Source organism: Thermosynechococcus sp. TG215, assembly GCF_031583455.1.
GTDB lineage: Bacteria > Cyanobacteriota > Cyanobacteriia > Thermosynechococcales > Thermosynechococcaceae > Thermosynechococcus.
The window spans coordinates 154,971-181,761 of record NZ_CP134178.1; the positions used below are offsets into that span (position 1 = coordinate 154,971).

Consider the following 26,791-nt stretch of genomic DNA (forward strand, 5'->3'; position numbering starts at 1 on the left):
AGGACGATTGAGTTTGGTTAGATGAAGTCAGTGACTCTAATCAAGGCTCGGCATCGAGAGTACGGGTTCAGACTCACGGTCAATCCCCTTCTCGAAACCAGCCGCCGCCGCACGGGCACGACCAGCATGCCACAGGTGACCCACTAGGAAGAAGAAGGCCAAGACAAAGTGGGACGTAGCCAGCCAAGAGCGGGGTGACACGAAGTTCACCGAGTTGATTTCGGTGGCCACACCACCCACGGAGTTCAAAGAACCCAGAGGGGCATGGGTCATGTACTCAGCGGCACGACGCTCTTGCCAAGGCTGAATGTCATTTTTGATCTTGTTGAGGTCAAGACCATTGGGACCGCGCAACGGCTCCAACCAAGGACCACGGAAATCCCAGAAGCGCATTGTTTCACCACCGAAGATGATTTCACCCGTAGGAGAGCGCATCAGGTATTTACCAAGACCGGTGGGGCCTTGAGCCGAACCGACGTTCGCACCCAATTTTTGGTCACGGATCAAGAAGGTCATTGCCTGAGCCTGAGAGGCCTCTGGACCCGTAGGACCATAGAATTCACTGGGATAGACCGTGTTGTTGAACCAGACAAAGCAGGTGGCAATGAAGCCCATCATGGACAGGGCGCCCAAGCTATAGGACAGATAGGCTTCCCCAGACCAGATAAAGGCACGGCGTGCCCAACCAAAGGGCGTCGTCAGAATGTGCCAGATACCACCAGCAATGCAGATCAAACCGATCCAAATGTGACCACCGACAACGTCCTCAAGGTTGTTGACGCTGACGATCCAGCCCTCACCGCCAAAGGGAGACTTCAGCAGGTAGCCAAAGATCACCGTGGGGTCAAGGGTGGGGTTGGTAATGACGCGGACATCGCCACCGCCGGGTGCCCAAGTGTCATAGAGGCCACCAAAGAACATGGCTTTGGCCACCAACAGCAGGGCACCAATACCGAGGACGATCAGGTGGAAACCGAGGATCGTCGTCATTTTGTTTTTATCTTTCCAGTCGTAGCCAAAGAAGGAGGAGTATTCCTCAAGGGTTTCAGGGCCACGAATGGCATGGTAAACCCCACCAAAGCCGAGAACAGCAGAGGAAATCAGGTGCACCACCCCGACCACAAAGAAGGGGAAGGTGTCCACGACTTCACCCCCAGGGCCAACGCCCCAACCAAGGGTGGCAATGTGGGGAATGAGGATCAGCCCTTGCTCGTACATTGGCTTCTCAGGAATGAAGTGAGCCAACTCGAACAGGGTCATGGCACCGGCCCAGAAAACGATCAGGCCAGCGTGGGCGACGTGAGCACCCAAGAGTTTGCCGGAGAGATTAATCAGACGAGCATTACCGGCCCACCACGCGAAACCGGAGGATTCTTGGTCGCGATTGGTGGCAAAAATCGAGTTACTAGAGAGCGTTACCACGGGGGAGTACCTCTTCTGGGAAGACAAAGTTTTCATGGGGTTGGTCTTGGGGCGCCATCCAAGCGCGAATGCCCTCGTTCAAGAGCAGGTTCTTCGTGTAGAACGTCTCAAACTCAGGGTCTTCCGCTGCCCGAATCTCCTGCGAAATAAAGTCGTAAGACCGCAGGTTCAACGCCAGACCCACCACGCCAATCGCACTCATCCACAGCCCCGTCACGGGCACAAACAACATGAAAAAGTGCAACCAGCGCTTGTTCGAGAAGGCAATGCCAAAAATTTGGCTCCAGAACCGGTTGGCCGTCACCATCGAGTAGGTCTCTTCCGATTGGGTGGGGCTAAAGGCACGGAAGGTGCTGGCGCCTTCGCCATCTTGGAAGAGGGTGTTCTCCACTGTGGCACCGTGGATGGCACACAACAGGGCACCGCCGAGCACACCGGCCACCCCCATCATGTGGAAGGGGTTCAAAGTCCAGTTGTGAAACCCTTGGAAGAACAGCAGGAAGCGGAAGATGGCAGCCACGCCAAAGCTGGGGGCAAAGAACCAACTGGATTGCCCCAAAGGATACATCAAGAAGACGCTGACAAAAACGGCAATGGGGGCACTGAAGGCAATGGCGTTGTAGGGACGGATGCCCACCAAGCGAGCAATTTCAAATTGCCGCAGCATGAAGCCAATGAGGCCAAAGGCGCCGTGGAGGGCGATAAAGGTCCACAGACCGCCCAGTTGGCACCAGCGGGTGAAGTCCCCTTGGGCTTCGGGACCCCAGAGGAGCAGGAGGGAGTGCCCCATGCTGTTGGCGGGGGTGGAAACGGCAACGGTGAGGAAGTTGCAGCCTTCGAGGTAGCTGGAGGCGAGGCCGTGGGTGTACCAAGAGGTCACAAAGGTGGTACCGGTCAGCCAGCCCCCGAGGGCAAGGTAGGCGCAGGGAAACAGCAGGATGCCTGACCAGCCGACAAAGACAAATCTGTCACGCTTGAGCCAGTCGTCGAGGATGTCAAACCATCCCCGTTCTGCTGGCGCTCGTCCAATTGCGATCGTCATGGAATTAAATCCTCTTGCAGATATAGATGCCAGATTTAGAACCTTACAGTTGCTGGTAGGGTGTGATCGGCTCTCTAAAACTTAGGAGCGATCGCTCCAGCATCCTGTTAATTTGGCTTCATAAATAAGAAACCCATCCCTCGCTAACGCTTGAGCTAGTAGGTGGTTTTACCTAGTTGCTGTTGGCGTTCACCAAGGGTAGGTTAAGCTTCCCATCAGCATTTGCTGCGGGAGAACTATATTAACGTGATAGCGGAATTCTTACGAAATATCAAGGTGATTGTTGCCTAGCTTCTCAGCTTTCTCATTTTTGAGCAGGGGTCGCAATCTGGCAAGAGAGCAAGAAATTCAGGCCTCAACTTGCAGAGAACGTCAGCAAGAAATGTTAACTTTTGTAACACTGCTGCCAGCGGTTGCTGCCATAAAAGTCTTGAGCGATCGCCCACCCGCCAGAAACAGAGGGATAGCTGTCTTGATAAGATAGGAGACGTGCAGGATAGTCTTTGCCAACAACCGAGAAAAGGAGGCTCGCCATGGCGACCGAACGACGGGTGGCACGGGTAGCAGAATTAATCAAACGGGAAGTGAGCCAGTTGTTAATGTATGAAATCCGCGATGAGCGCGTGGGGGCGGGCATGGTCAGTGTCACCGATGTGGAAGTTTCCGGTGATTTGCAGCACGCCAAGATCTTCGTCAGTATCTACAGCACCGATGAGGTACGGCGCTCAACCATGGCCGGCTTGAAAGCGGCTTCAGGCTTTGTGCGACGGGAATTGGGGCAGCGCATTCGCCTGCGGCGGACACCGGAGGTCGTCTTTATTGAGGATCGATCGCTGGAACGGGGCAGTCGCGTTCTTTCGCTACTGAATCAAATTGGGCAACAGCAGAGTGCTGCAGAGACTCCTGAAACAGCGTCTTAGGTGCGGCTTGGTCTTGCGGGAACCGATGCAGTAAGGTAGTGCCTCGGCGGTAGGGAGGAGCTTTTGCTGCGCTGGGGAGGTGCCAGTAGGGTTTTCAGGATCACAAAGGCCGCAATGCCAATTAAGAAGTAACCAAAGCCCTGCTGAAGTCGCTTGGCAGAAATGCCGTGACTGAGATAGCTACCGATAACAGAACCGCTAGCGGCGGCTAAGGTGAGGGTCAGGGTTAAGTGGGGATCCAAGCTAACCGTGCCCAGATAGCCCCAAACCGCAGCCACGGAATTGGCGGTGATAATCAGCAGTGAGGTGCCGATCGCCTGCCGCATTGGAATTTTGCCCAATAAAACAAGGGCAGGCACAATGGCAAAGCCCCCACCAACCCCCACCAACCCCGTCAGAATACCCACACCAATGCCTTCGGTGGGTAGCCACAGCCAACAGTACTTACAGACTGGAGGAGCATAGAGCTGGCTCTCAAGGGAACGTTCCGGCGGGGTGAGTTCAGGGGCAGGGGGACGCTGTTGCCGCCGAATCATTAAAATAGCCGCCACCATCATGGCAACGGCAAAAAGTAAGAGTTGCACCGTATCGGTAATCCAAGGCAAGGCTGCCAGTCGTGCCCCAAGATAGGCACCCATCATGGTTGCCGAACCAAAAATCAGTGCCAGACGCAAATTAACGTAGCCGCGCCGCCACTGGGGAATGACTGCCAGTAAACTGACGCTGCCGACAATCACAAGCGTCATCGGGATCGCGACCTTGGTTTCAATGCCCATGACATAGACCAGCACTGGCAGGGCAAGGACAGAACCGCCGCCCCCCAATAGACCCAGACTCAAGCCGATGGCGATCGCCAGCCCATGCCCTATCCAGTAGCTCAGCATGGGTTACAGCCCTTTTCACTAAGATTCATCACGCTCACCACTTTGCAAGCTAGCGTAGGAGAGGATCTCATCTCTCTGTTTTTCATGTTTCAGAAAAGGGCTGTTATTTCACCTGTGGGCGATTGAAGGGCAGCAGCGCCAACAGCCGCGCCAGGGTACAGACTCCTGTGACACCGGCAAAGACCAAGCCAGCACCGACAAAACCTGCTAGGAAGAAGAACCCCGGATGAACGGCAAAGCCGAGAAGCACCCCGCTGAGAATCAGACTGCCGGCCACAATTTGCACCTGCCGCATCAGGCTGATGGGCGCACTAACCGCACCCGTGATCGGATAGCCCCCCTGTTTCCAGCGTTGAATGCCCCCTTCAAGGTTTTTCAGATTTGCGAACCCCCGACTGGCAAGGATTTCGCAGGCCATGCGCGATCGCCGGCCAGATTCACAGTAGAGCACCACCGGGGTGTCAGAATTACAGGCGGGTTCAAGTTCCTTCACATTGGCCAAAGGACAGAGCAGCGCTCCCGGAATGTGGGCATTGTTGTATTCGCTTGGCTCCCGCACATCAATGAGCAGTACCTGCTGGCGTTGCAGGGCATCGTGCAGTTCAGCCGCAGAAATGAGGGGAGACTCAGTCGTTGCTGTGGTCATCGTCGTTGGTTCTCCAGTGGTTACTCAGGGTTGGCTAGACAGGGGCGATCAGGGGTCAAAGGACTAGACGGCGGCGGCAACCATGCCACACTGTTGGTTAGCGGGCACCGCTTCCATAATTTTCTTGGGATCCGGCAGGTTCAGGTTGGCCATGAACTCAATGAACTGCTGGCGATCGCGACCGACAAAGCGGGGATTAAAGCGTTTTTCTTCACCAATGGTGGAAACGGTGTGACCGCGATAGTCATGGCCGGGATAGACCAATGTGGTGTCTGGGAGCGTAAAGAGCCGCTGTGTTACCGCATCGTACATTGCGCCTGCATCGCCACTTTGGAAATCAGTGCGCCCACAGCCACGGATAAACAGGGAATCCCCCGTCAGCAGGTGGGTACCATTCACGAGGAAGGCCATGTGGCTATCGGTGTGCCCCAAGGTGGCGATCGCCTGAATCGGAATGCTACCGACGTGAATCACTTCACCGTCTTTAATATAGCCATCGGCGCAGTCCACATGGGCATTTTCGGGCACAAGGGTTTTGCAGCCTGTGCGTTCGCGGACTTTGCCCGCCCCGGTAATGTGGTCGGCGTGGACATGGGTTTCGAGGCAGTAGCGCAGTTTCAACCCCAATTGCTCAATTAACTGCACATCCCGATCCACCTGTTCAAGGACGCTATCCACCAAGGCGGCCTCACCCGTGGCTTCATCGGCAATCAGGTAAGAATAGGTCCAAGTGTCGTAGTCAAAAAGTTGGCGAAACAGCATAACGGACTCCTTTATGGGGTATCGCGTGAGGGGAATCGTGCAGACTTAAAACGGTGACGACTTTAGCCTAGTCAATCTAAATATAATTTTATAACTATCTAGTAAATAAATGTCAAATGCCCCCTAGTCCCATTCCTGAGGCAACAGACCCATTTACGATAGGAGAAGGCGGTTTAGAGCACTGGGGATGTCCACACTACAGCAAATTACCCCTTGGCAGCGGGTTACAGAGGAGCTAACAGCCATTGTCGGCAAGGGGAGCGTCATCAGTGATGCAGCAGAAGCCCTTGTGTATGAGTGCGATGGGCTATCCATGTATCGGCAACGACCCAAACTGGTCGTGCTACCGCAAACCACTGCCCAAGTCTCTGCCATCCTCAAAGTGTGCGATCGCTACCGTATTCCCTTTGTTGCCCGCGGTTCAGGGACGGGGCTATCGGGGGGAGCCTTACCCCACACCGAGGGGATTCTCGTCGTCACCTCCCGCATGAACCAGATTCTAGAGATTGATCTGGCCAACCAGCAGGTGGTTGTGCAGCCAGGGGTAATCAATGCTTGGGTAACGCAAGCCGTTGCCGATCAGGGCTTTTACTATGCCCCGGATCCCTCCAGTCAAATTATTTGTTCCATTGGCGGCAATGTCGCTGAAAACTCTGGGGGCGTCCACTGCCTGAAGTATGGCGTGACCACGAATCATGTGCTGGGACTGACGGTGGTGTTGCCCAATGGTGAGATTGTTGAACTGGGGGGTGCGGCCCCAGAAATGCCCGGCTACGATCTCATGGGTGTCTTTGTTGGCTCCGAAGGGACGCTGGGAATTGCCACAGAAATTCGGCTGCGGATTCTCAAACAGGCGGAGGCGATCGCCGTGCTATTGGCGGACTTCACCACGATTGAAGCAGCGGGAGAAACGGTTTCCGCGATTATTCGGGCGGGCATTATTCCCGCTGGCATGGAAATCATGGACAACCTCAGTATCAATGCCGTTGAGGATGTGGTGGCCACCAATTGCTACCCCCGCGATGCTGGCGCCGTACTCCTAGTGGAAGTGGATGGCCTAGATGCCGAAGTGCCCATTTTGCAGGAGCGCGTCACACGCATTTGCTATGAACAGGGAGCACGCCATGTAACGGTTGCTACAGAAGCTGAAGATCGCCTCCGCCTTTGGAAGGGTCGCAAAGCGGCTTTTGCGGCTGCGGGTCGCCTCAGTCCTAATTATTTTGTCCAAGATGGGGTGATTCCTCGCAGTCAACTGGCCACCGTCCTCAAGGAAATTGAACAACTGAGTCAGCGCAGTGGCTATCGCATTGCCAATGTTTTCCACGCTGGGGATGGCAATCTGCATCCCTTGATTCTCTACGATCAGGCAGTGCCGGGCGCCCTTGCCGAGGTGGAGGCTCTAGGCGGTGAAATCCTCAAGCTCTGTGTGCGCTTGGGGGGCAGCATTTCCGGTGAACACGGGATTGGTAGCGATAAGGCCTGTTTCATGGGTGAGATGTTTAGCCCAGCAGATTTAGAAACGATGCAGCAGGTGCGCTGCGCCTTTGATCCCAAACGCCTTGCCAACCCCGAAAAGGTGTTTCCCACACCCCGCACCTGTGGCGAAGCCGCCCATCAACTTCAAGATTTTCCCAGTATTGAGGCCTTTTAGCAGAATGAGTGCAAAAATTCCAGTCACGATTATCACGGGTTTTCTTGGGAGCGGTAAAACGACCCTAATTCGGCAGTTGCTCCAGAAGGCAGCGGGCAGGCGCATTGCCGTGATTGTGAATGAATTTGGTGATGTCGGTATTGATGGCGAACTTTTGCAGTCCTGTTGCGATCGCACAGCGGGCATCTGGGAACTCACCAATGGGTGCCTCTGTTGCACAGTGCAGGAGGAATTTTTGCCCACCATGCAAACCCTCTTGGCACAACAGCAGGAGATTGATCACATTGTCATTGAAACCTCTGGACTCGCCTTACCCAAGCCGCTCGTGATGGCTTTTCGTTGGCCGCAGGTGCGCCATGCCGCAACCGTCGATGGGGTGGTGACAGTGGTAGATGGCGTTGCCTTGGCAGCCGGTCAAGTGAGTGCTGATCTGGAGGCGCTCTTTGCCCAAAAGGCAGCCGATCCTAGCTTGGAGCATGAGGACACCCCCCTTGAGGAACTCTTTAACGATCAACTGGCCTGTGCCGACTTGGTCATCCTCAGCAAGGCGGATCAACTGACTCCCGATCAGGTAGAGCTGCTCATCGCTGAACTGCGCACTCAATTGCCCCCACGGATTAAGCTGCTGGCGGCTCACCAAGGACAGGTGCCGGCGGATCTGCTGCTGGGATTTAATGCAGCGGTGGAGGAAGACTTGGGGCAGCGACCCAGTCACCATGATTTTGAGGAGGATCACGAGCACGATGCAGAGATTCAAGCCATTTGTTTAGAGATGGGCAGTTGCGATCTTCAGCGCCTGCGGCAATCCCTCGAGCGCTTGCTGCAAGTACCTGACATTTACCGCATTAAGGGATTTGCGGCCATTGAGGGCAAACCCATGCGTCTGGTGGTGCAAGGGGTGGGTCAACGGTTAGACTTGTTTTACGATCGCCTGTGGCAAGTGGCAGAGCCACGCCAAACCCGTGTGGTGGTGATTGGTCGTCAGTTGGATCAACAGGAGCTGCTGTCCCATTTTGCCTAGGAAGCTATGGCCAGCCTTCAGGACATCATTGACCGCCAACTGCGCCAACTGTTGGGTAGCAGGGCAACGTGGTTCATTGATATCGGCGATCGCCACCTCAGCATCTGGGTTGAATCGACCACTTTAGAGCCAACAGATTTAGATCGCCTATCTAGGTGGGGCAAGACCCTTTGGCAGCAGTGGCAGCGGGGCAGTCTCCAACTCTTTGCGGCAGAACCCCATCAGCCCTTTCCCTATTGGTGGAAATCTTGGTCTGTTGCCTCAGCCACACCGCAGGCCACTCAAATAGGTGAAACGACTGCGGGCGATCGCTTTATTATCTGCGGCCTTGGGAGTTTGGGGCAATTTTGTATCCAAAGTCTGCGCCGCTTTGCCGGTGAGCATTTGGCCCTAGAGATTCGTGCCATTGAACGCCACGCCAACATTGAGTGGGAAATTCCGCAGTTGACGGAGTTGCTCAGTGAACCTGTGATCATCGGTGATTGCCGGCAGGAGGCGGTTCTGAAAGCGGCTGGGATTGATCGCTGTCGTACCTTACTGGCGGTGACCAGTGATGAGGCCACCAATATTGCGACGGCGATTGTGGCTCGGCGCTTAAATCCCGATGTCCATCTTGTGGTGCGCTCTAGTCGCGATAATCTCAACGCCCTTCTAGAGAAAAAACTGGGGAGCTTTGTGGCGCTCAATCCCACGGAACTACCAGCTCCTGCCTTCGCCCTTGCAGCCCTTGAGGAAAATATCCTTGCTGCGTTTACGATTGAGGGTCAGCAGTTTCGGGTGTTGCAACAAACGATTACCGCTGAGAGTCCCCTCGTGGGTACGCCTGCCCACCGCTGGCAGCGCCGTCACCAACGCCTCATTAGTGTGCGCTCGTGCCATGCCCAATCCTCAATCTTCCAGCCAACGCGCCCCCACCGCCTCTTTAACCATTGGCCGCCGGATTTGTGCTTTGCGGTGGGCGATCGCCCGATTTGGATTGAACGGGTAGAAGTGGTGAAATCCTTGCCCATCCCTGACCCCAATCCCATCCAGCGCCGCATTCAGCAGGTGCGCCAACTGCCTGAGCAGGTAGAACAATTCTGGCAGTGGCTCCATGGCGATCGCTCTCGTGAGTTGATCTTCAATGGCCTTTGGATGGGCAGTGGTCTGTGGCTTGTGACCGCGATCTTGCTGCGCTACAACGTCCCCGAACTCACATGGCAAAAAGCCTTTGCTGCCGGGTTTATTCTCCTTTTGGGGGGCTTTGGCGATGTTTTTGGCGGGCTAGAAAACGATCCGATTCCCCCTTGGCTGCTGGTGGTCTGTATTTTGGTGGCGATCGTCAGCCTCCTCTTTATTGTCGGTGTCTTGGGACTTTTGGCGGAAAAGCTGCTGCAAGCGCGGTTTGACTTTCTCAAGAAACGTCCCCCCCTGCCCACGGCGGATCACGTGATTGTTGTTGGCTTAGATCGCATTGGTCAACAGGTGGTGCAAATCCTACGTGCCTTCCGTCAACCCCTTGTGCTACTGGTGGACAACCCAGAGCAAACTCAGCTTTTTGAAGACCTGCCCATGCTCCTTGGCAACATTCCAGAAAAGCTCCCCCAAGCCCATTTGGAGACCGCCAAAAGTGTGGTTCTCACCACTGCCGATGAAATGTTGAACCTAGAGGCAGCCCTCATTGCTCGTCAAGCCACGGAGCAGCGGGAATCCCCCATTGGGTTGGTCATTGGCATCTATGATCCCAGCCTCACTAATGATCTGCGGGATCTCCTACCGCGTGCCCGCCCCCTCTGTGCCTATGCCCTTGCTGCTGAGGCCTTTGCCGGTGCCGCCTTTGGCGAAACAATGTTGGGTCTGTTTCAAATTGACCAGCAGACGGTACTGATTGCCGATTACACCGTTACTGCCGGCGACACCCTTGAGGGCAAGTTGATTGGTGAGGTGGCCTATGGTTATGCAGTCATCCCCATTTTCTACAATCGCCATGAGCAGTTTCTCGGCGGTGAGATCAGTCATCAGTTTTTGCCCAGTGATACGCTGCAACTCACGGTGGGCGATCGCCTGATTGTTTTAGCAACCATTGATGGCCTACGGCGCATTGAACAGGGCAAAATGGCGCCCCGCCGTCTCTGGCGGCTTTGGGTCGGTCATCCTCGCAACGCGGAAGCTGCCCTAGAAATTGGCAATCTGATCACCAAGATTACGGGTCTGCCCCTGCCGCGATCGCGCACCTTTATCCAGCAACTGCCTGCGACACTGACTCTTGGACTTTATGAACCCCAAGCCTTTCGCCTCGGTCAACAACTGCAAGCCCTCGCCCCCGTGCGCCTCTTTCCCTTAGTGGATCAGGAAACTGCGTAGGTGAAAATCGGCTTCACCTTTTCACCCCAACCGATGCCATGGGGGAGGGCTCATGCGTTTGTTGTGTTGGTTAGGACACTATGCGCCGTCAGCCCCTCTATCTTGAAGGCACAACCATTGGCACAGCGGCGTTAATGCCACACCGTAGGTTCTAGTTTCTGAGCCTCTTATTGATACGGGATGATCGTTGCCCTTAGCTTTTGTAGTATCTTTGGGAATTCTAGCCCTCAGGCTAAGATATTGATTAACAATCGTCAATTAATCTAAGTTGTTCCCATGAGTGGTAACCGTCAGCACCATCTACTCAACATTGAGGACGAAACGGGTAAGCGCACGATCCCTTTGGAGGCGGCAACCTACTCCATTGGCCGCGATGTCACCAATGCGATCGTGATTCATGGTCACGGTGTCTCACGGCAACACGCGCTGCTGCTGCGGATTCCCTCACCAAATGGCTATCGCTACCGCGTCGTGGATGGCAATGCTGATGGTAAGCCCAGTGCCAACGGTATCCTAGTGAATGGCCAGCGGGTGCAAAGTCATGAGCTAAAAGATGGAGATGAGATTAACTTTGGCGGTTCCGTTAAGGCGCACTATGCTACTGTGTCCATGGGGGAGGCGGAGTTTATTAAGTATTTGAAGAGCGTTAACTATCACAGCATTAAGGCCGTGCCCATGACCTCAACGATTACCCAAGCTGAGGAAGGTGCAGACGATAAAAAATCAGAAGAAGAAACAGAATTTAATGCCACGCCCCCATCGCTGCCAGCCAATGCTACCCCAGCGTCAGCACCCGCCCCTAAATCCTCTCCCCCTTGGTTACTGATTGTTGGCGGCATCGTCGTTGTTCTTTTGATCGCGGGAATTGGCGTTGTGATCATGAATCGACCACCTGCTCACCAACCGGAAACTCCCACGCAAATGCAGTGATGGCCTATTCCCAAAACTTAGCTCCTGCCCTAAACTCAATCTGGCAGCCGCAACCAACGGCGGATGGCTCTTTTACGTTTTTTTCGCCAGAATTTCAGGAAACGTTCCATAGCCTTGGGGGAGCGCGTCAAGAAGCCTTTGAAAAGTTCGCGATCGCCACCGATTTGCCCCGCAAAGCCCAAGCGTCTCATCTGCGCCTTTTGGACATCTGCTATGGTTTGGGCTACAACACCGCCGCTGCGTTAGAGGTGATTTGGCAGCACAATCCCACCTGTCAAGTTACAGTTATTGGCTTAGAACTGGATCTGGGCGTTCCCCAAGCAGCCTTAGCAGTCATGCCCCCTTGGCCAGCATCGGTTCAAACGATTCTTGAAGGACTCGCTCAGCAACAGCAGGTGAGCACCCCCCACTGTGAGGCACAGCTTTTAATTGGGGATGCTCGCCAAACCATTCAAGAGCTTGTTCGCCAAGGATTCCAAGCAGATGCCATTTTTCTTGATCCCTTTTCACCCCAGCGCTGTCCGCAACTCTGGACAGTGGAATTTCTGCGTCTGGTGGCTCAGTGTCTGGCACCAACGGGGCATTTGGCCACCTATTGTCGTGCTGCTGCCGTTCGTGCCGCTTTGCAGGCGGCGGGTTTACACCTTGGAACGCTACCACTTGTTGCCCCCCAGCAGAGTCATGAGTGGGCACAGGGCACCGTGGCTCGCTGGCAAGCCGATCAGCTTATTCCGCTGTCGCTGATGGAGCAGGAACATTTGCAAACCCGCGCGGGTATTCCCTACCGCGATCCGCACCTGCGGGATAGTGCGGAGATGATTCGATCGCGCCGCCAAGCGGAGCAACAAACCGCTAACCGTGAATCCACCAGTCGTTGGCGACACCGCTGGGGCATTACTTAGGGCGAGTATAGGCCACCTTGAGACTCCACAGCAGCAACCCCAAGGTCATCACAGAAATCAGCGCCCCCCACAGCCAATAGGGGAGCCAGAGGTACCGTTGGAGAAGCCCTGTATCGGAAAGCTGCCCCCCCGGCATGGCATAGGTAAAGAGGTAGTCCATCTGCTGAAATGTGCTAATACAGGCCTGCACCCCAAGGAATTGAATCGAAATCCCCTTGAGCCAGCGATTGCCGCGATAGGCCACCAGCAGAATGGCAATCCCCACCAATGTCATGAAGACAATGCCAAAGAGCGATCGCACCCACAGCAGCACTGAGGCGAGAATAATGATTCCTAGGGCTTTGAGGCAAATATCTGTGGCGCGATGAGAGCGGCTCGACAAAATAAAGACACTGCCAGCGATCGCGGGTCCTAGAGGTCCGCCAATGGCGACTAAGCCATGTCCCAAATTGCCCAGCAGCACCTCGCCCCCATAGCGCGCAAATCCTGAACCACTGGGATAGATGACTAATTCGCGAAAGTAGCCCCCCAACAGAATCGCCGTGAGGCCATGCCCCATCTCGTGGAACCATGTGGCCAAGATTGTAAAGGGATACAGCAGATAGTTCCCCAAGGGAATCTGCCAAAGAAGAATCGTGACAAGGGCGGCGATCGCTAGCAGCAGTGCCGAACGAGGTTTCTCAGGGTCTGAAATATCCAGCGGGGTAGATTTGGGGTCTGGACGATAGCCAAACATACGCTCCCCAGCATGGATTACCGCTTCGGTGCCAAAAACATGATCATATTGCGCCCCTCTTGCTTGGGTGCCTGCTGCACTTCGGCCACCGCTTGCAGGTCATTGGCCATACGGTTGAGGAGTTCTTCGGCTAGGTGGGCGTGTTGAATTTCCCGCCCGCGAAAGGTCACAGTGGCCTTCACCTTGTCTCCAGCCTTAAGGAAACGCTCGGCGCGGTTGATGCAAACGTTGTAATCGTGTTCTTCGATTTTGTAGCGCATCTTCACCTCTTTGACATCGGAGGTGTGCTGCTTTTTGCGGGCTTCCCGCGCCTTCTTCTCCTGCTCAAAGCGAAACTTGCCGTAGTCAATAATTTTGCAAACGGGTGGATCTGCCTTGTCACTGACGAGAACAAGGTCAAGTTCCTTTTCACGGGCGATCGCGATCGCCTCTTGAGACGACATAATCCCCAATTGGGAACCATCACTATCCACCACCCGCACCCGAGGAAAACGGATGCGCTCATTAATCATGGGTTGTTCTTGCTGTGTTTTCTTGGTAAGAGCCACTGGTACCTGTACTGTCGTTGATAAAGGTTGGTGCAAGGACTGTCCTAGGCTCTAAGGTGAGCCAGCAATGACCCCCTGCCCCTTGCTCTACATCTTAGCGGAGGATTGCCAATAGGAGCTATTCTCGATTTCGCCTAGATACACAGAAACTAATTATTAAAGCAGCACTCGCCATAGGGGCCTCTAGGCTAGACTGAGGATATTTATTGCCCACTCTGGGTGACATTGTAAGGTCTGAGGTATGGTGCAACGGCAACTGTTCACGTCAGCTCTCCTAGGCAGTCTTTGCTTCCTTGCTACCGCCTGTGGCCAACCAAAGGCAACGGCTCCCCCACCAGCGGCACGGGTGAAACTTGCGGCGGTTCAAACGGAAACCCTTTCGCAAACCGCTGTTTACAATGCCTCTTTGCAATCCCGTGAGTCGATCACGCTACAACCCCAAGTTTCGGGTCGAATCGCCCAAATCAATGTTCAAAACGGCCAGTTTGTTACTCAAGGTCAGCCCCTCATTCTTATTGACCCCTCAGAACAGCAAGCCGTTGTGGCCAGCAATTTAGCCGCAATTCAATCTGCCCAAGCCAATGTAGAGAATGCCCGCTCGATCCTCCGCGCCCTTGAAGCCCAGCGCCGCTCCAATCTGGCCACCGTAGAGTTCAATCGGATTCAAGCGCAACGCTATACAGCACTCTTTGAAGAAGGGGCTGTTTCCAAAGAACAAGCGCAATCCTTCATCACCAGCTTTCGCACTGCCCAAGCAGCACTCCAACAAACCGAGGCGGATATTCGTGCCCAACAGGCTACCATTGCCCAGTTAGAAAAAGCTCTCTTGGCTGCCCAAGCCAATGCCCAGCAGCAGGCCGTTGTCCTGAATTGGTTTCAGGTGCGTGCTCCCTTTAGTGGTGTTGTCGGCAATATTCCCCCCAAAGTGGGCGATTTTGTAACGCCCCAAACCGACCTCCTTACCCTGACCTCAAATCAACCCCTAGAAGTCTATATCCAAGTGCCCATTGAGCAAATCCCCCGCATTCGGATGGGGACGCCGGTGGAATTAATAGACATGAATGGCAATGCCGTCGGTACGAGTTCTGTCTTTTTCATTGCCCCCAATACCACAAACAATACCCAAACCATTTTAGTGAAAGCGCTCTACGACAATACGCGGAATAATCTCCGTGCCGATCAACAAATTCAAGCCCGCATTATTCTCGATCAGCAACCGGGGATTTTGGTGCCGACCACGGCGGTATCCAATCTTGCCGGGCAAAACTTTGTCTTTGTGGCCGAAAAAGACGCCGAGGGCAAAATGATTGCCAAACAAAAGCCCATTCAAGTGGGGGCAATCCAAGGAAATAGATATCAAGTTTTTGAAGGCCTCAAACCGGGAGAGCAAATTGTTGTCTCGGGAATTCAGCGCTTGCGCGATGGTGTGCCCATTACTCCTGAGTCCTAAAAGAGCATGATTAGCGATTTTTTTATTAAGCGCCCGGTTTTTGCCACGGTTTGTTCTCTGCTGATTATTTTGGTGGGGACGATCGCGCTGCCAACGCTGCCCATTGAGTATTACCCTAACGTTACACCGCCAACAATTCAGGTGTCTGCCAACTATGCAGGTGCCAACGCTGAAACCGTTGAAACGAATGTCACCACGATCTTAGAAACGCAAATTAATGGCGTGGAGGGGATGGATTACATTGACTCCAGCAGTAACAGCTTTGGCAACAGCAATATCACGATCACCTTCACTGAGGGCTACGACGAAAACATTGCAGCGGTGGATGTGAATAACTTAGTGGCATCAGTCACCTCCCAACTGCCACCAGAGGTCATCAACACTGGGGTAAATGTCAGGAAATCCACAAATCAGATTGTTTTGGCCTTAGCCCTATACCCAAGGGAGGGATACAACTACGACGCCACATTCATTAGTAACTACGCGACCCTCTACGTGGTGCAACCCCTGCAACGTCTGAACGGGGTAGGGCAGGTTCAGGTCTTTGGTCAACGCACCTATGCCATGCGGATTTGGCTTGATCCCAATCGCTTAGCCAGTCGCGGTCTGACGGCTCAGGATGTGGTGCGTGCCCTCTCCGATCAAAATGTCCAGGTGGGAGCCGGGATTATTGGTGCCCCCCCAGCACCAGAGGGACAGGAGTTTCAAATTTCTATTCAAGCCCAAAGTCGCTTGGCCTCAGAGGAAGAGTTTGCCGACATTATTATTCAGCGCGGCGACGATGGTTCCGTGATTCGCATTCGCGATGTCGGTCGCACCGAGCTAGGGGCACAAAACTACAACACGAACTTTCAGTTTGATGGCCGTGACGCCGTTGGGATTGGTATCTATCAACTCAGTGGTGCCAATGCCCTCGACATTGCCCGCGCTGTCGAAGCGGAGATGGCTGTTTTAGCTGAGAAATTTCCCCCCGGTCTGAAATGGAGTGTGGGCTTTAGCACCACCGACGCAGTGCAGGAGTCGATCAAAGAGGTGGTCATTACGCTGATTGTGGCCATCATCCTTGTGATTGCCGTGATCTTTTTATTCCTGCAGGATTGGCGTGCCACGATTATTCCGTCGGTAACGATCCCTGTCTCCTTGGTGGGCACCTTTGCCTTTATGAAGGCTTTTGACTTCTCAATCAATAGCTTGACCATGTTTGGTCTGGTGCTGGCCACGGGGCTGGTGGTGGATGATGCCATTGTGGTCGTGGAAAATGTCACCCGTCTCATGGAAGACGAGGGCATGACCCCCCAAGAAGCTGCCAGTCGCTCGATGGAGGAAGTGACAGGGGCATTGATTGCCACCTCGTTGGTAATGATGGCGGTCTTTATCCCTGTGGCCTTTTTTCCGGGGGTCACTGGGCGGCTCTATCAGCAGTTTGCTTTGACGATTGTTTTTGCGATCGCCCTTTCTACGTTTAATGCTTTAACCCTCTCTCCCCCTTTGTGCGCCCTGCTCCTGCGGCGGGAACGCCCCCCGATGGCGAACTTTATTTTGTTTCGCTGGATTAACCGCTTTCTCGATACAATGCGACGGGGCTATGAACGCAACCTCAATGGGATTGTGCGATTAAAATACTGGGTGCTGGCGGGGTTCGTAGCGCTGCTCGGGTTTACCTACTGGCTATTTCAGATTGTTCCCGGTGGCTTTGTCCCCCAAGAGGATCAAGGTTATTTTGTTACCCTTGTGCAATCGCCTCAGGGGGTGTCCCTCGAATACACGAGCAATATTGTCTTCAAAGCAGCGGACGCGATCGCCCAAAATCCAGTGGTCGAACATACCTTTGCCATTGGCGGCTTTAGCTTCTTCGGCATAGGTTCAGACAAGGGGATTATCTTTACGAGTCTCAAGCCCTGGTCACAGCGGCCAACCCTTGATCAGTTGCTGCCCCAGTTTCAGAAGGCCGTCGTGGGTGAACTCGGAGCAGTGGTGTTTTCATCCAATGTGCCGACCATTAACCTTGGTGGCAGCGGCCTTGGCGGCTTTGATATGCAGGTGATGGATCAGCAGGGTCTCGGCCTTGAAGCGCTTGCGAGTTCAGTGAACGAGCTAATCCTCAAAGCCAATGCAACCCCCGGCCTTGTGTCAGTGAATACCCCCTTTGCCATCAACGCTCCCCAGTTAAATGTAACGGTCGATCGCACCCGCGCCCTTGCCTTGGGGATTCCCCTCAAGGACATTTTTAATGCCATGCAGATTTACTTGGGGTCGTTATACGTTAACCAATTCACGATTTTTGCCCGCAGTTACCAAGTGATTGTGCAGGCGGATAAGCAGTTTCGCGCGAATCCCGATGACATCAACCGCATCTATGTACGCTCGGAGCAAAATGCGCTCATTCCCCTCAGTAATCTCGTCACGATTGAACAGGTCTCGGCACCGCCGATTATTTATCACCATAACTTGTTCCGTTCGGCGGAGGTGACTGGTCAAAATGTGCCACCCCTCAGTGATAGTCAAGCGATGATGACAATGGCATCCTTGGCTCAGGAGGTTCTCCCCAATGGCATCGGCTATAGCTGGACGGGGTTATCCCTAGAGTCCACCCGCTCCGCAGGCCAAGCACCGTTGATTTTTGGCCTTGGTCTCGTGTTTGTGTTCCTCGTGCTCTCGGCGCAGTACGAAAGCTATATTGACCCCTTGATCATTATCCTTTCGGTGCCTTTGGCGATCATGGGCGCTTTGTTGGCACAGTGGTTGCGGGGGCTGAGTAATGATGTATTTTGCCAAATTGGTTTGGTGATGCTGATTGGCCTCGCCAGTAAGAATGCAATTCTGATTGTGGAGTTTGCCAACCAAATTCGCGAAAGCAAGGGCACGTCCATTGTCAAGTCGGTGATCTATGCCGCCGAGGAACGGCTGCGCCCCATTTTGATGACGGCCATCTCCTTTATTCTGGGCATCTTCCCGCTGGTCATTGCTACGGGTGCTGGGGCAAAATCCCGTCACTCCTTGGGAACAAGTGTCACAGGTGGCATGCTTGCGGCCACATTTCTCAGTTTCTTTGTGGTGCCGATCATTTACATCCTCATTAAGGAACTAGTGGCGCGGCTGACCAAGGAGAAGCTTGAGGAAGCAACCCCAACGGAGTCTTAACTTACTTTACAATTCGCAAAACTCTTGTATCGTGGGGAATGATCCTTTGGCTCGCTCGTGATCATGCCCAAACAACTGGATTTGCTGACCTCTGGACAGGTGATCCCAACACCACTGCACAGTGAAATGCAACGCTCCTATCTGGAGTACGCCATGAGTGTGATTGTGGGGCGGGCACTACCAGATGTGCGGGATGGGCTAAAACCAGTGCATCGGCGGATTCTCTATGCCATGTATGAGTTGGGGTTGACGCCCGATCGCCCCTTTCGCAAGTGTGCACGGGTGGTGGGGGATGTGCTGGGGAAATATCACCCCCATGGGGATCAAGCGGTCTATGAGGCACTGGTGCGCTTGGTGCAGCCCTTTAGCAGTCGCTATCCCCTCTTGGCAGGGCATGGCAATTTTGGCTCCATTGATGATGATCCTGCGGCGGCAATGCGCTACACGGAAACGCGCTTGGCAGCGATCGCCCACCGCACGCTACTGGAGAATATCAGCGACGCGATTGTGGATTTTGTCCCCAACTTTGACAGTTCCCAAGAGGAGCCATTGGTGCTGCCGGCGCAACTGCCGATTTTGCTGTTGAATGGCGCAACGGGAATTGCTGTGGGCATGGCCACAAACATTCCACCCCACAATCTGGGGGAAGTGGTGGATGCTCTGATTGCGCTTATTGACCGTCCCCATCTCTCCCTAGAGGAACTGCTCACCCACCTGCCGGGACCGGACTTTCCCACGGGGGGTGTGATTGTGGATGGGGCAGCATTGCTGCGCGCCTACGCCACGGGTCGAGGGACGATCACCCTGCGGGGGGTGGCCACCCTTGAGGATATTCAGCCCGGACGCGGCCGCCACCGTCGCCAAGCCATTGTGGTGACAGAGCTACCCTATCAGGTGAATAAGGCGGCATGGATTGAGAAGGTGGCGGATTTGGTGAATCAAGGTCGCCTTGAGGGCATTGCCGATCTGCGGGACGAAAGCGATCGCGAGGGGCTGCGGGTGGTCATTGAACTGAAGCGGGATGCCTCAGCGGCACAACTCTTGGAGCAACTCTACCGCCTGACGGCCCTACAAGTAACCTATGGCATCAACTTGATGGCACTGGTGGGCAATCAACCCCGCCAACTCTCCCTCAAGGAGATTCTCAGTGAGTTTTTGCAATTTCGCGAGCAGACCCTGCTACGGCAATATCGCCATGATCTCGAAACGGCTCAAGCCCGCCAGCATGTGGTGACGGGACTCTTAATCGGCCTCAATGCCATGGATCAGGTGATTGAGATTTTGCGATCGGCAGCGGATGGCAGTACTGCTCAGCGGGAATTGATGACCCGCTTGGGTTTGAGCGATCGCCAAGCCAGTGCCCTGATTGCCATGCCCCTACGCCGCCTCACCCAACAGGAGCGCCAAGACCTAGAACGGGAACAGGCGGAGCTACAAGCGCGGATTGCCCAGTTGGCAACCCTGATTAACCAGCGTCCTGAGCGCCTCAAGGCACTGAAGAAAGAATTGCGGCAGTTAAAGAAAGCCTTTGCCGATCGCCGCCGCACTCAAATCCTCACGGCAGCGCCGCCGCCCCCCACCCCCGTGGAGACCAATGATCGTGACGATACGTCCCTCTGGGTCGAAGTGAATCATCGCGGTTACGGGCGCTGTCTGTCCCAGCGCAGTCGGGGGAGTCTCCAGTGGCAAACGTGGCTACCGTGGTCAGAGCCATTGCCCTTGGCCTTCTCGGTACAGGCTAGGGATCGCCTGTGGGTGTTTACGGAAAGTGGCAAGGTCTATCCGCTGCCCGTAGAGCGATTACCCGTTACCAGCCGCCGTGAGAGCGATCGCGGTCAACCCCTACTGACTCTCTTGCCGGAGTCGGCGCAAGGGGAAACCCTCCTGACGGTCTTGCCCAGTCAAGCCCCAGCAGAGAAGCTGATTTTGCTGACGCGCCAAGGCCGCATTAAGGTCATTCCAATCTCAGATCTGCAAGACCTGAGCGGGCGGGGTCTGCAACTCACGAAACTCAAGGCGGGGGATGCCCTCGGTTGGGTACTGCCTGCAGATACGGATCACTTAGTGTTGGCCACCTCGCGGGGGCGGGTCTTTCACTTTTTCATCTCCAACATTCCCGCTTTAGGGCGGCTGAATCAAGGTCAAGCGGCGGTGCGCCTCAGTGTGCGAGAAACCTTGGTGGGGGCGATCGCCCTGTCGGAACTGGAGAATGTGATCCTCGTTACCACTTCAGGCCTTGGTAAACAAGTGCCGCTGCCCCTAATGGAAGTTGTGCCCCTTGGTCATTTAGGCCAGTTGGCGATGCCTCTGCGGCAAAAAGCGGATCGCTTGGCGGGCATTGGCCGCGGCGGTAGCCCCCTGGCACTGGTGACGAACCAAGAGCGAGCTTGGATCACCAACGGCGAAGAGATCCCCATCCTCAATAAAGAGGCGGTAGGGGTGGCGATCGCTCCCCTTGATCCGCAGGAACAGATTCAGGCGGTGGTGCCGTTGGCCTGATCAGTTCAAGCCACTGACCACAGACCCGCAGGTGGTACCCCCCCGGCAGCGTTGAGGTTTGGCTGCCATTACCTGCCGTGATCAGAGGACGCACCGCTTCAATTAGGCTGAAATCAATGCCCCGTTTCAGGTGCTGACGCAAAAATCGCTGGATCAAGCGGCGTTGCAGCGCAAGGGGCAATTCCCGTAGGCGCAGCCGCTCCAAGGCAGGGGGATGCTCGCGGATCACGGTGGGGGCAAGACGCTCCACCTCAGCCTCGAAATAGGCGCGATCGCTAGCCAGCAGTTCAGCGGTTTGGGCAAGCACCTCTTCCACATTCGGATTAAAGTGCGCTTGCAGATAGGGAATTAACTCCAAACGCAGCCGATTGCGGCGATAGTTGAGATGGTGGTTCGTTGCATCCTGCCAGACGGGTAACCCGTAGGTTTGGCAAAAGGTAGCCGTTTCCGCTCGCGTCATCCCTAGGAGTGGACGTACTAACTGAATCGCACCCAAAGCACGGCTAGGTAAGAGGGTGGCTAGGCCATCGGGGCTGGTGCCGCGCAGTAGATGTAGTAGGAGACTTTCGGCGCGATCGCTCTGGGTGTGGGCGGTCACCACATGGGTGCAATCCAACGCCTTGGCCACGGTCTCAAAGACTTGGTAACGCCATGAACGGGCTGCCGCCTCCGTTTTGGACATCTCAGGGGCACTCACCACCTCACAGGGCAGGTGCCATTGCTGCGCTAGCGCTTGGACAAAATTTGCATTGGCAGCGCTATCTGCCCGCCAGCGGTGATCACAGTGGACAGCCGCCAAAAACCACCGCCAGTAGGGCTGTAGATCCAATAGCAGGCGCGTTAAACAAACGGAATCTTGCCCCCCCGATAGAGCAATCAGAATTCGTGCCCCCCTAGGGAGCCATTGTTGGGTTTTTAAGGTGGTATGCAGGCGGGCGTGGTAGATGCCCCACACGGGCAAAAAACCGCTAGAAAAACCAACCGTAGGAGTGCAGACCTTTCCCCAGCAGGTTCACCCCCAAGTAGCACACCCAGACCACCCCAAAGCCAACGGTGGCGAGAATCGCCGGCTTGCGCCCCTGCCAATCACGGGTCATGCGGGCATGGAGATAAGCAGCATACACCAGCCAGACAATCAGTGCCCAAGTTTCTTTGGGATCCCAACTCCAAGGCGCCCCCCAAGCCTCATTTGCCCAGACCGCACCAGAGATAATGCCGATGGTTAGCAGTGGGAAGCCAAGACCAATCATGCGGTAGCTCAAGTTATCGAGGGTCTCAGCCAAGGTGAGGCGTTGCAAACTCAATTGCAGGGTGGGTTGGGTCAGTACCGTGGTGCCGCCGCCCCCAGTCGAGGGTTCTAAGGAAGGTTCTGGCGCGCGACTGCGGAAGCTGCCTGTGCCCACAGAGCTGCCCTTAAGGCTGACGGGTTTGCCCCATGTGACCACTAGGAAGGCGATCGCCAGCAGTGACCCCACCATCAAGGTGGCATAGCTGAGCATCATCACACTGACGTGCATCATTAACCAGTTGGACTTCAGGGCAGGCACCAGAGGCGCTGACTGCTGCATTTCCGGGGGGAGCGAGAGAGCCGCAAAAGCCGTAATTCCCATGGCAACGGGTGCAGTAACAACCCCCACAAGGCGCTGGCCACTGATGGACTCGGCGACAAAGTGCATGGCTGTCAAACCCCAGCACAGGAAAAAGAGGGATTCATAGAGATTGCTGATGGGAAAGTAGCCCCCCTCAATCCAACGCGCCGCCAGCAGGCCCGTAATACAGAGATTGGCGATCGCCATCCCCGTGCGACCCGCAGCCGTGAGAACAGGCCATTGGGGAAACGCTGCCCCACACCAGTAGAGCAACATCGTGATCAAAAGCACCGCAAAGGCACTGTTATCGAGCCAACCTTCTAGGGTTAATAAATCCATAGCTTTTTATTTTGCCAGCCTGCTACTCTTTTGTATTGTACTGTCCGAACCGTGCTTTTCTGGGATAGTGGCGCATCTCCCATTCTTGTGAAAAGGGTTGTACCACAATTTCAGCCTGAATCTCTATAATCAGGGGTGAAGAATCATCATGTTCTATTGTGCTGCTGCTGGAGCGAGAACCCCATGAACGAGCTACGGGCTGCGCTGGAATTGGCGACGGAGGAGGAGTTGCAAGACCTAACAGAAATTCTGTTTCGTCGTCGGCTCAATCCCTTGGACTATCTCACAACGCCGGATCCCATTGCCGTCCAAGCTCAGGATCGCCAAGCATGGCTCGATGATATTGAGGAGCGGTTTCGCTTTTTGGCGGCAGATGGTCTGACAGTACTCAAGGGCAAAGCACAGCAAATCAGCTATCGGCAAACGTTGATGCGGGTCTGTCGCTATCTGAAAATTAAGTTTTCCCCCAGTTGGACAGTCCCCGAACTGGAAATGGAAATCTTCTTGAATGTGTTGCAGCGGATGTGGAAAAAGCTGGGGGATGAGGATCGCAAGGTCTTGGCTGCCCAAATCCAAGATAGCTTGCCCGAACTGCGCAACGGCCACCCGATTTCTATGGAAACTGTACGCCTGATCCTAGAGGGAGGCGCGGCGATCGCCATCAGTTCTGTTGTCCGCTCCATGGTGGTGCAGCAGGTGGCTCGTCAATTTGCCATTCACTTTGCTGGGTACAAGCTCTCCATCACTCCCTTGGTGTCTCGGGGCGCTGCCGTGGGAGCCGCTAAATTTGCCCTCGGTCGCAGCGTCTTAGCCTTTGCCAGTACAGCTTTGTGGGTGTGGTTTATTGCCGACTTGGGTTGGCGTGCCATTTCCACCAACTATGCGCGCATTATTCCCACCATTTTCGCGATCGCCCAAATTCGCCTCCTACGCGGTGAGCAGGCATCCCAGTGGGCAATGGCCTAGAGTGTGATCATCCGCTCTTTGTCCAGGGTGAGCAGTTGCCGCAGTTGATCGAGGTTGAGTTCGGTTAACCACTGTTCGCCACTGCCCACAATCATGTCCGCAAGCGCTTTTTTCTGCTCAATTTGCTCGTGGATCTTTTCTTCAAGGGTACCCGTGCAGACAAATTTGTGGATTTGGACAGTGCGGGCTTGGCCAATGCGGAAGGCGCGATCGCTGGCCTGATTTTCAACCGCGGGGTTCCACCAGCGATCGTAGTGAAAGACATGATTGGCACGGGTGAGATTTAAGCCCACGCCCCCCGCTTTTAGGGAAAGAATAAAGACCGTGGGTGCCTCAGGATCGTGCTGAAAGCGTTCCACCATGAGTTCTCGCTGCGCTTTGGGGGTGCGTCCCGACAGGAAAAAGATCTCCTGCTGTAGCGCCTTTTCGAGATAGGTTTTCAGGTGGGTGCCAAATTCGGCAAATTGGGTAAAGATAAGAGCGCGATCGCCCACTTCCTGAAGCTCTTGCAACATTTCTATGAGGCGTTGCAATTTACCCGAGCGATCGGGGGCATAGTCTTCCTGCTTGAGATACTGGGCGGGATGGTTACAGATTTGCTTGAGTTTGGTCAGCGTAGCCAAGATATGGCCGCGCCGCTGGATACCTTCACTATTTTCAATGGCAGCAAGGGAGTCTTCCACCACCGCAGTGTAAAGCTGCATCTGCTCTAGGGTGAGACCGCAATAGACCAGCATCTCCTGTTTTTCGGGCAGGTCTTGGATAATGCTGCGGTCAGTTTTCAGGCGCCGTAGAATGAAGGGCTGAACATAGGTGCGCAGGGCGTTGAGGGAGGTAGTGTCACCATAGCGTTCAATGGGTCGCACATAGCGGTGCTGAAAGTAGGTGCGATTGCCCAAGTACCCCGGATGCAGAAAGTCCATAATCGACCAGAGTTCAAGGAGACGATTTTCTAGGGGGGTTCCCGTCAGGGCAATGCGAAACTGGGCGGAGAGTTCCCGTGCCGCTTGGGACTGCTGGGTGTTGGCATTTTTAATGTTTTGGGCTTCATCGAGGACCAGATGCTGCCATGACACCTGTTGCAAGGTGGCGCGATCGCGCTGCAGGAGGGCATAACTGGTGAGAATCAGATCGTGAGTTTCGACGTTTTTCAGAAATGCCTTGCCCTTGGGGCGATCGCTGCCGTGGTGGACATAGGCACGCAATGTCGGTGCAAATTTTTGGCACTCCCGTAGCCAGTTGCCCAGTACCGAGGTGGGACAGATCAACAGTGTCGGTCGGTAGGCACGTCCTGCTTCCTTGAGGTGGAGCAAAAAGGCCAACAGTTGAATCGTTTTCCCTAAGCCCATATCATCGGCCAAGCAAGCCCCCAACCGCCAGCGTTCCAAGAAACTCAACCACGCCACCCCTCGCGCTTGGTAGGGACGCAGTTCACCACAAAATTCCTGCGGTGTCGGCACTGGATCAAGGGTTTGTTTACCCGTGAGGCCATCGAGTAGTGCCTGAAGGGCATCATTGGCGTCTAAACCAAGAATGGGTAACTTGGCCACCGTTACCGTATCCCCGGTGGCAATGCGCAGCGTATCGGCAAGGGAGAGCTGGGTCTTTTGGGGAGACTGGAGAAACTCTTGAGCGGCCTTGACCTCTTGGGGACGCAGCAGCACCCACTCACCATTGAGATAAACAAGGGGACTCTCTTGGCGGCGCAGTTGATCAAAATCTGCTTCCGAGAGGGGATGCTGCCCCAACTGTAATTGCCACTGAAACTGCATCAAGCTCTCAATACTCAAGCCGCTGGTGGCGGTGGGCGGCAATGAAGCAATCATCCTCAGACCCAAGCGATGCTGGGCGCTATTGCGGCGCAAACTCGGTGGCACAATAATTGCAACCCCCTGCTGCTCAAGGAGCGGAATGGCACTTTGCAAGAAGGCATAAACTTCCGTGGTTTGCAGCGTCAGACCCACAGGGGAGGGTTCTTGGAGACTGCGATCGAGGGGACGATAAATGCGTGAGGCCAAACCCAGTCCCCGCAGCAGGGTTTCTTGGGGCTGCCAGAGCACTTGTCCGTGATAGAGGAGGGACTCTTGCGTACATTGCCAAATCTCGGCCGCCGCCAGCATCGTTTCCGTTTCGCCCTCCGTTTGTAGGCCAAAGGCCAAGCGCCAATCACCCTCGGCAGTATCTGGGGGCACCAGTTGCAGTGCCAAGCGCCATTGGGGGCGCAGATCCAACTGCTCGCGGTAGGGTTCTTGCCAACGTTGGAGCCGTTCCACAAAAGAAGGCGGCAGTTCCGTTGCTTGCCCTGTTTTGAGGAAAGTCAGCCAGTGACTATGCTCCTTAGCCAAGCCCACTTTGGGTAACTCTAGGGCGGCAAGGGCAGTGTGGAGATAGCCCTGCAAGGTGTGGTGCAGAAAATCTGCCAATAGATCGGTGGCATGGGGCGGAAACCGCAGCGCCGTGGCATCAGTTTGATAACAGCGACATAAATCCGGCATCCGTTGGCTAAATTGGCGAAAGCGATCGCGATCGCCCCCATGGGTGAGCAGAATCCGCCACCCTTCAGCCGTAGGCAAGTATTGGCCGCGCACAATTAAATCCAGTAACCAGCGACTAACGTGCAGCCAATAGCGCAGATCATCGCCAATAGCAGCGCTTTCGCGACCCTGAAGACCCAGTTGATGTAGTTGCTCTAAAACCCCTGAGGCAGGAATCGCCCAACCCGGCACCTGCCAGAGAAACAGCGGTTCGCCGTTGACTTCCGCTAGGGGAGGCGGTAATAGGTGATGCTCCTGAATCTGTGCGGGCAAAGCAGCATAGGCAACACTCGGATCGGCATTGACAAGCGGAGGTGTCTTCAGTTGGGTGGCATAGGGATAAACAGGCACAGCAGTCGGAACCCAAGGCGTGATTGCCTGAGTGAGCGATCGCCATTCTTCTGCCCATGCAAAAAAGCGCGGCGTCGGCGTTGCCAGCCACGTCCCATGGAAAACAGCCATGCCA

The 26,791-nt window shown here is 54.9% G+C and carries 21 protein-coding genes; 10 read left to right on the forward strand and 11 right to left on the reverse strand.

The genetic code is table 11. The annotated features are described in order from the left end of the window. Positions 1-36 precede the first annotated feature (36 nt). The 3 genes from psbC to RHJ02_RS00755 form a co-directional block, all read right to left on the reverse strand. Positions 37-1,422: a photosystem II reaction center protein CP43 gene (gene psbC, locus RHJ02_RS00745; RefSeq protein ID WP_190278038.1), complete on the reverse strand. Its 1,386-nt coding sequence runs from the start codon at positions 1,420-1,422 to the stop codon at positions 37-39. Continuing rightward, positions 1,406-2,464, reverse strand: coding sequence for a photosystem II D2 protein (photosystem q(a) protein) (gene psbD, locus RHJ02_RS00750; protein ID WP_206199695.1), 1,059 nt, complete (start codon positions 2,462-2,464; stop codon positions 1,406-1,408). Before psbD ends, psbC begins: the two co-directional genes overlap by 17 nt. A 385-nt stretch (positions 2,465-2,849) precedes the next feature. After that, positions 2,850-2,999 carry a hypothetical protein gene (locus tag RHJ02_RS00755; protein WP_310800347.1) on the reverse strand — a complete coding sequence of 50 codons (150 nt, stop codon included), beginning with the start codon at positions 2,997-2,999 and terminating at the stop codon, positions 2,850-2,852. On the opposite strand from RHJ02_RS00755, the gene rbfA reads away from it, so the two are divergent. Continuing rightward, the gene (rbfA, locus tag RHJ02_RS00760) at positions 2,998-3,384 is read left to right on the forward strand and encodes a 30S ribosome-binding factor RbfA (RefSeq protein WP_149820016.1); all 387 of its coding nucleotides are present in this window, start codon (positions 2,998-3,000) and stop codon (positions 3,382-3,384) included. The two genes, RHJ02_RS00755 and rbfA, sit on opposite strands and share 2 nt — an antisense overlap. Here rbfA and RHJ02_RS00765 read toward each other — a convergent pair. The 3 genes from RHJ02_RS00765 to RHJ02_RS00775 form a co-directional block, all read right to left on the reverse strand. Then, complete coding sequence (locus RHJ02_RS00765; protein WP_302678593.1) at positions 3,381-4,268, reverse strand: sulfite exporter TauE/SafE family protein; 888 nt, start codon at positions 4,266-4,268, stop codon at positions 3,381-3,383. The genes rbfA and RHJ02_RS00765 overlap by 4 nt on opposite strands. Before the next feature lie 103 nt (positions 4,269-4,371). Next, on the reverse strand, positions 4,372-4,914 hold the full coding sequence (locus RHJ02_RS00770) for a rhodanese-like domain-containing protein (RefSeq protein ID WP_310800348.1): 543 nt from the start codon (positions 4,912-4,914) through the stop codon (positions 4,372-4,374). Between the two features lie 63 nt (positions 4,915-4,977). Beyond that, the gene (locus RHJ02_RS00775) at positions 4,978-5,676 is read right to left on the reverse strand and encodes an MBL fold metallo-hydrolase (RefSeq protein WP_024124642.1); all 699 of its coding nucleotides are present in this window, start codon (positions 5,674-5,676) and stop codon (positions 4,978-4,980) included. Positions 5,677-5,863: 187 nt separating this feature from the next. Here RHJ02_RS00775 and RHJ02_RS00780 point away from each other — a divergent pair, with 187 nt between their 5' ends. The 5 genes from RHJ02_RS00780 to RHJ02_RS00800 all read left to right on the forward strand — a co-directional run bounded on the left by RHJ02_RS00780 (position 5,864) and on the right by RHJ02_RS00800 (position 12,523). Further along, positions 5,864-7,327, forward strand: coding sequence for an FAD-linked oxidase C-terminal domain-containing protein (locus RHJ02_RS00780; protein ID WP_206200643.1), 1,464 nt, complete (start codon positions 5,864-5,866; stop codon positions 7,325-7,327). A 4-nt stretch (positions 7,328-7,331) separates the two neighbouring features. After that, positions 7,332-8,348, forward strand: coding sequence for a cobalamin biosynthesis protein CobW (gene cobW, locus RHJ02_RS00785; RefSeq protein ID WP_206200644.1), 1,017 nt, complete (start codon positions 7,332-7,334; stop codon positions 8,346-8,348). 6 nt (positions 8,349-8,354) lie between these two features. Then, the gene (locus RHJ02_RS00790; protein WP_310800349.1) at positions 8,355-10,691 is read left to right on the forward strand and encodes an NAD-binding protein; all 2,337 of its coding nucleotides are present in this window, start codon (positions 8,355-8,357) and stop codon (positions 10,689-10,691) included. 276 nt (positions 10,692-10,967) lie between these two features. Next, the gene (locus RHJ02_RS00795; protein ID WP_206200646.1) at positions 10,968-11,621 is read left to right on the forward strand and encodes an FHA domain-containing protein; all 654 of its coding nucleotides are present in this window, start codon (positions 10,968-10,970) and stop codon (positions 11,619-11,621) included. Next, positions 11,621-12,523 carry a tRNA (5-methylaminomethyl-2-thiouridine)(34)-methyltransferase MnmD gene (locus tag RHJ02_RS00800; protein WP_206200647.1) on the forward strand — a complete coding sequence of 301 codons (903 nt, stop codon included), beginning with the start codon at positions 11,621-11,623 and terminating at the stop codon, positions 12,521-12,523. The genes RHJ02_RS00795 and RHJ02_RS00800 overlap by 1 nt, the downstream gene beginning before the upstream one ends. On the opposite strand, the gene RHJ02_RS00805 is transcribed toward RHJ02_RS00800, so the two are convergent. Together RHJ02_RS00805 and infC are read right to left on the reverse strand one after the other, a co-directional pair. Next, positions 12,516-13,259: a M50 family metallopeptidase gene (locus RHJ02_RS00805; protein WP_206200648.1), complete on the reverse strand. Its 744-nt coding sequence runs from the start codon at positions 13,257-13,259 to the stop codon at positions 12,516-12,518. The two genes, RHJ02_RS00800 and RHJ02_RS00805, sit on opposite strands and share 8 nt — an antisense overlap. 17 nt (positions 13,260-13,276) lie before the next feature. Further along, positions 13,277-13,771, reverse strand: coding sequence for a translation initiation factor IF-3 (infC, locus tag RHJ02_RS00810; protein ID WP_225901679.1), 495 nt, complete (start codon positions 13,769-13,771; stop codon positions 13,277-13,279). Positions 13,772-14,048: 277 nt separating this feature from the next. Between infC and RHJ02_RS00815 the strand changes: the two genes are divergently transcribed. The 3 genes from RHJ02_RS00815 to RHJ02_RS00825 all read left to right on the forward strand — a co-directional run bounded on the left by RHJ02_RS00815 (position 14,049) and on the right by RHJ02_RS00825 (position 20,897). Further along, positions 14,049-15,257 carry an efflux RND transporter periplasmic adaptor subunit gene (locus RHJ02_RS00815; RefSeq protein WP_206200649.1) on the forward strand — a complete coding sequence of 403 codons (1,209 nt, stop codon included), beginning with the start codon at positions 14,049-14,051 and terminating at the stop codon, positions 15,255-15,257. 6 nt (positions 15,258-15,263) lie between these two features. After that, positions 15,264-18,398 (forward strand): efflux RND transporter permease subunit, encoded by a 3,135-nt coding sequence (locus RHJ02_RS00820; protein ID WP_310744694.1) that lies wholly within the window; start codon positions 15,264-15,266, stop codon positions 18,396-18,398. Positions 18,399-18,461: 63 nt separating this feature from the next. After that, positions 18,462-20,897: a DNA topoisomerase (ATP-hydrolyzing) gene (locus RHJ02_RS00825; RefSeq protein ID WP_310800350.1), complete on the forward strand. Its 2,436-nt coding sequence runs from the start codon at positions 18,462-18,464 to the stop codon at positions 20,895-20,897. Here RHJ02_RS00825 and tilS read toward each other — a convergent pair. Next, positions 20,818-21,852, reverse strand: a complete 1,035-nt coding sequence (gene tilS, locus RHJ02_RS00830; protein WP_206200652.1) for a tRNA lysidine(34) synthetase TilS — start codon at positions 21,850-21,852, stop codon at positions 20,818-20,820. The two genes, RHJ02_RS00825 and tilS, sit on opposite strands and share 80 nt — an antisense overlap. 13 nt (positions 21,853-21,865) lie before the next feature. After that, entirely contained in the window at positions 21,866-22,825 is a 960-nt protein-coding gene (gene ccsB, locus RHJ02_RS00835) for a c-type cytochrome biogenesis protein CcsB (protein ID WP_206200653.1), read from the reverse strand. Positions 22,826-23,008: 183 nt separating this feature from the next. Between ccsB and RHJ02_RS00840 the strand changes: the two genes are divergently transcribed. Next, positions 23,009-23,791 (forward strand): YaaW family protein, encoded by a 783-nt coding sequence (locus RHJ02_RS00840; protein ID WP_190278036.1) that lies wholly within the window; start codon positions 23,009-23,011, stop codon positions 23,789-23,791. Here RHJ02_RS00840 and RHJ02_RS00845 read toward each other — a convergent pair. Next, positions 23,788-26,787, reverse strand: a complete 3,000-nt coding sequence (locus RHJ02_RS00845) for a DEAD/DEAH box helicase (RefSeq protein WP_310800351.1) — start codon at positions 26,785-26,787, stop codon at positions 23,788-23,790. The genes RHJ02_RS00840 and RHJ02_RS00845 overlap by 4 nt on opposite strands. Positions 26,788-26,791: the final 4 nt, after the last annotated feature.

Coding starts and splice junctions, on each gene's coding strand:
- psbD (WP_206199695.1), bottom strand. CDS start 2,464: ATGACGATCGCAATTGGACGAGCGCCAGCAGAACGGGGATGGTTTGAC.
- rbfA (WP_149820016.1), top strand. CDS start 2,998: ATGGCGACCGAACGACGGGTGGCACGGGTAGCAGAATTAATCAAACGG.
- RHJ02_RS00755 (WP_310800347.1), bottom strand. CDS start 2,999: ATGGCGAGCCTCCTTTTCTCGGTTGTTGGCAAAGACTATCCTGCACGT.
- RHJ02_RS00765 (WP_302678593.1), bottom strand. CDS start 4,268: ATGCTGAGCTACTGGATAGGGCATGGGCTGGCGATCGCCATCGGCTTG.
- RHJ02_RS00770 (WP_310800348.1), bottom strand. CDS start 4,914: ATGACCACAGCAACGACTGAGTCTCCCCTCATTTCTGCGGCTGAACTG.
- RHJ02_RS00775 (WP_024124642.1), bottom strand. CDS start 5,676: ATGCTGTTTCGCCAACTTTTTGACTACGACACTTGGACCTATTCTTAC.
- RHJ02_RS00780 (WP_206200643.1), top strand. CDS start 5,864: ATGTCCACACTACAGCAAATTACCCCTTGGCAGCGGGTTACAGAGGAG.
- cobW (WP_206200644.1), top strand. CDS start 7,332: ATGAGTGCAAAAATTCCAGTCACGATTATCACGGGTTTTCTTGGGAGC.
- RHJ02_RS00790 (WP_310800349.1), top strand. CDS start 8,355: ATGGCCAGCCTTCAGGACATCATTGACCGCCAACTGCGCCAACTGTTG.
- RHJ02_RS00795 (WP_206200646.1), top strand. CDS start 10,968: ATGAGTGGTAACCGTCAGCACCATCTACTCAACATTGAGGACGAAACG.
- RHJ02_RS00800 (WP_206200647.1), top strand. CDS start 11,621: ATGGCCTATTCCCAAAACTTAGCTCCTGCCCTAAACTCAATCTGGCAG.
- RHJ02_RS00805 (WP_206200648.1), bottom strand. CDS start 13,259: ATGTTTGGCTATCGTCCAGACCCCAAATCTACCCCGCTGGATATTTCA.
- infC (WP_225901679.1), bottom strand. CDS start 13,771: ATGATTAATGAGCGCATCCGTTTTCCTCGGGTGCGGGTGGTGGATAGT.
- RHJ02_RS00815 (WP_206200649.1), top strand. CDS start 14,049: ATGGTGCAACGGCAACTGTTCACGTCAGCTCTCCTAGGCAGTCTTTGC.
- RHJ02_RS00820 (WP_310744694.1), top strand. CDS start 15,264: ATGATTAGCGATTTTTTTATTAAGCGCCCGGTTTTTGCCACGGTTTGT.
- RHJ02_RS00825 (WP_310800350.1), top strand. CDS start 18,462: ATGCCCAAACAACTGGATTTGCTGACCTCTGGACAGGTGATCCCAACA.
- ccsB (WP_206200653.1), bottom strand. CDS start 22,825: ATGGATTTATTAACCCTAGAAGGTTGGCTCGATAACAGTGCCTTTGCG.
- RHJ02_RS00840 (WP_190278036.1), top strand. CDS start 23,009: ATGAACGAGCTACGGGCTGCGCTGGAATTGGCGACGGAGGAGGAGTTG.
- RHJ02_RS00845 (WP_310800351.1), bottom strand. CDS start 26,787: ATGGCTGTTTTCCATGGGACGTGGCTGGCAACGCCGACGCCGCGCTTT.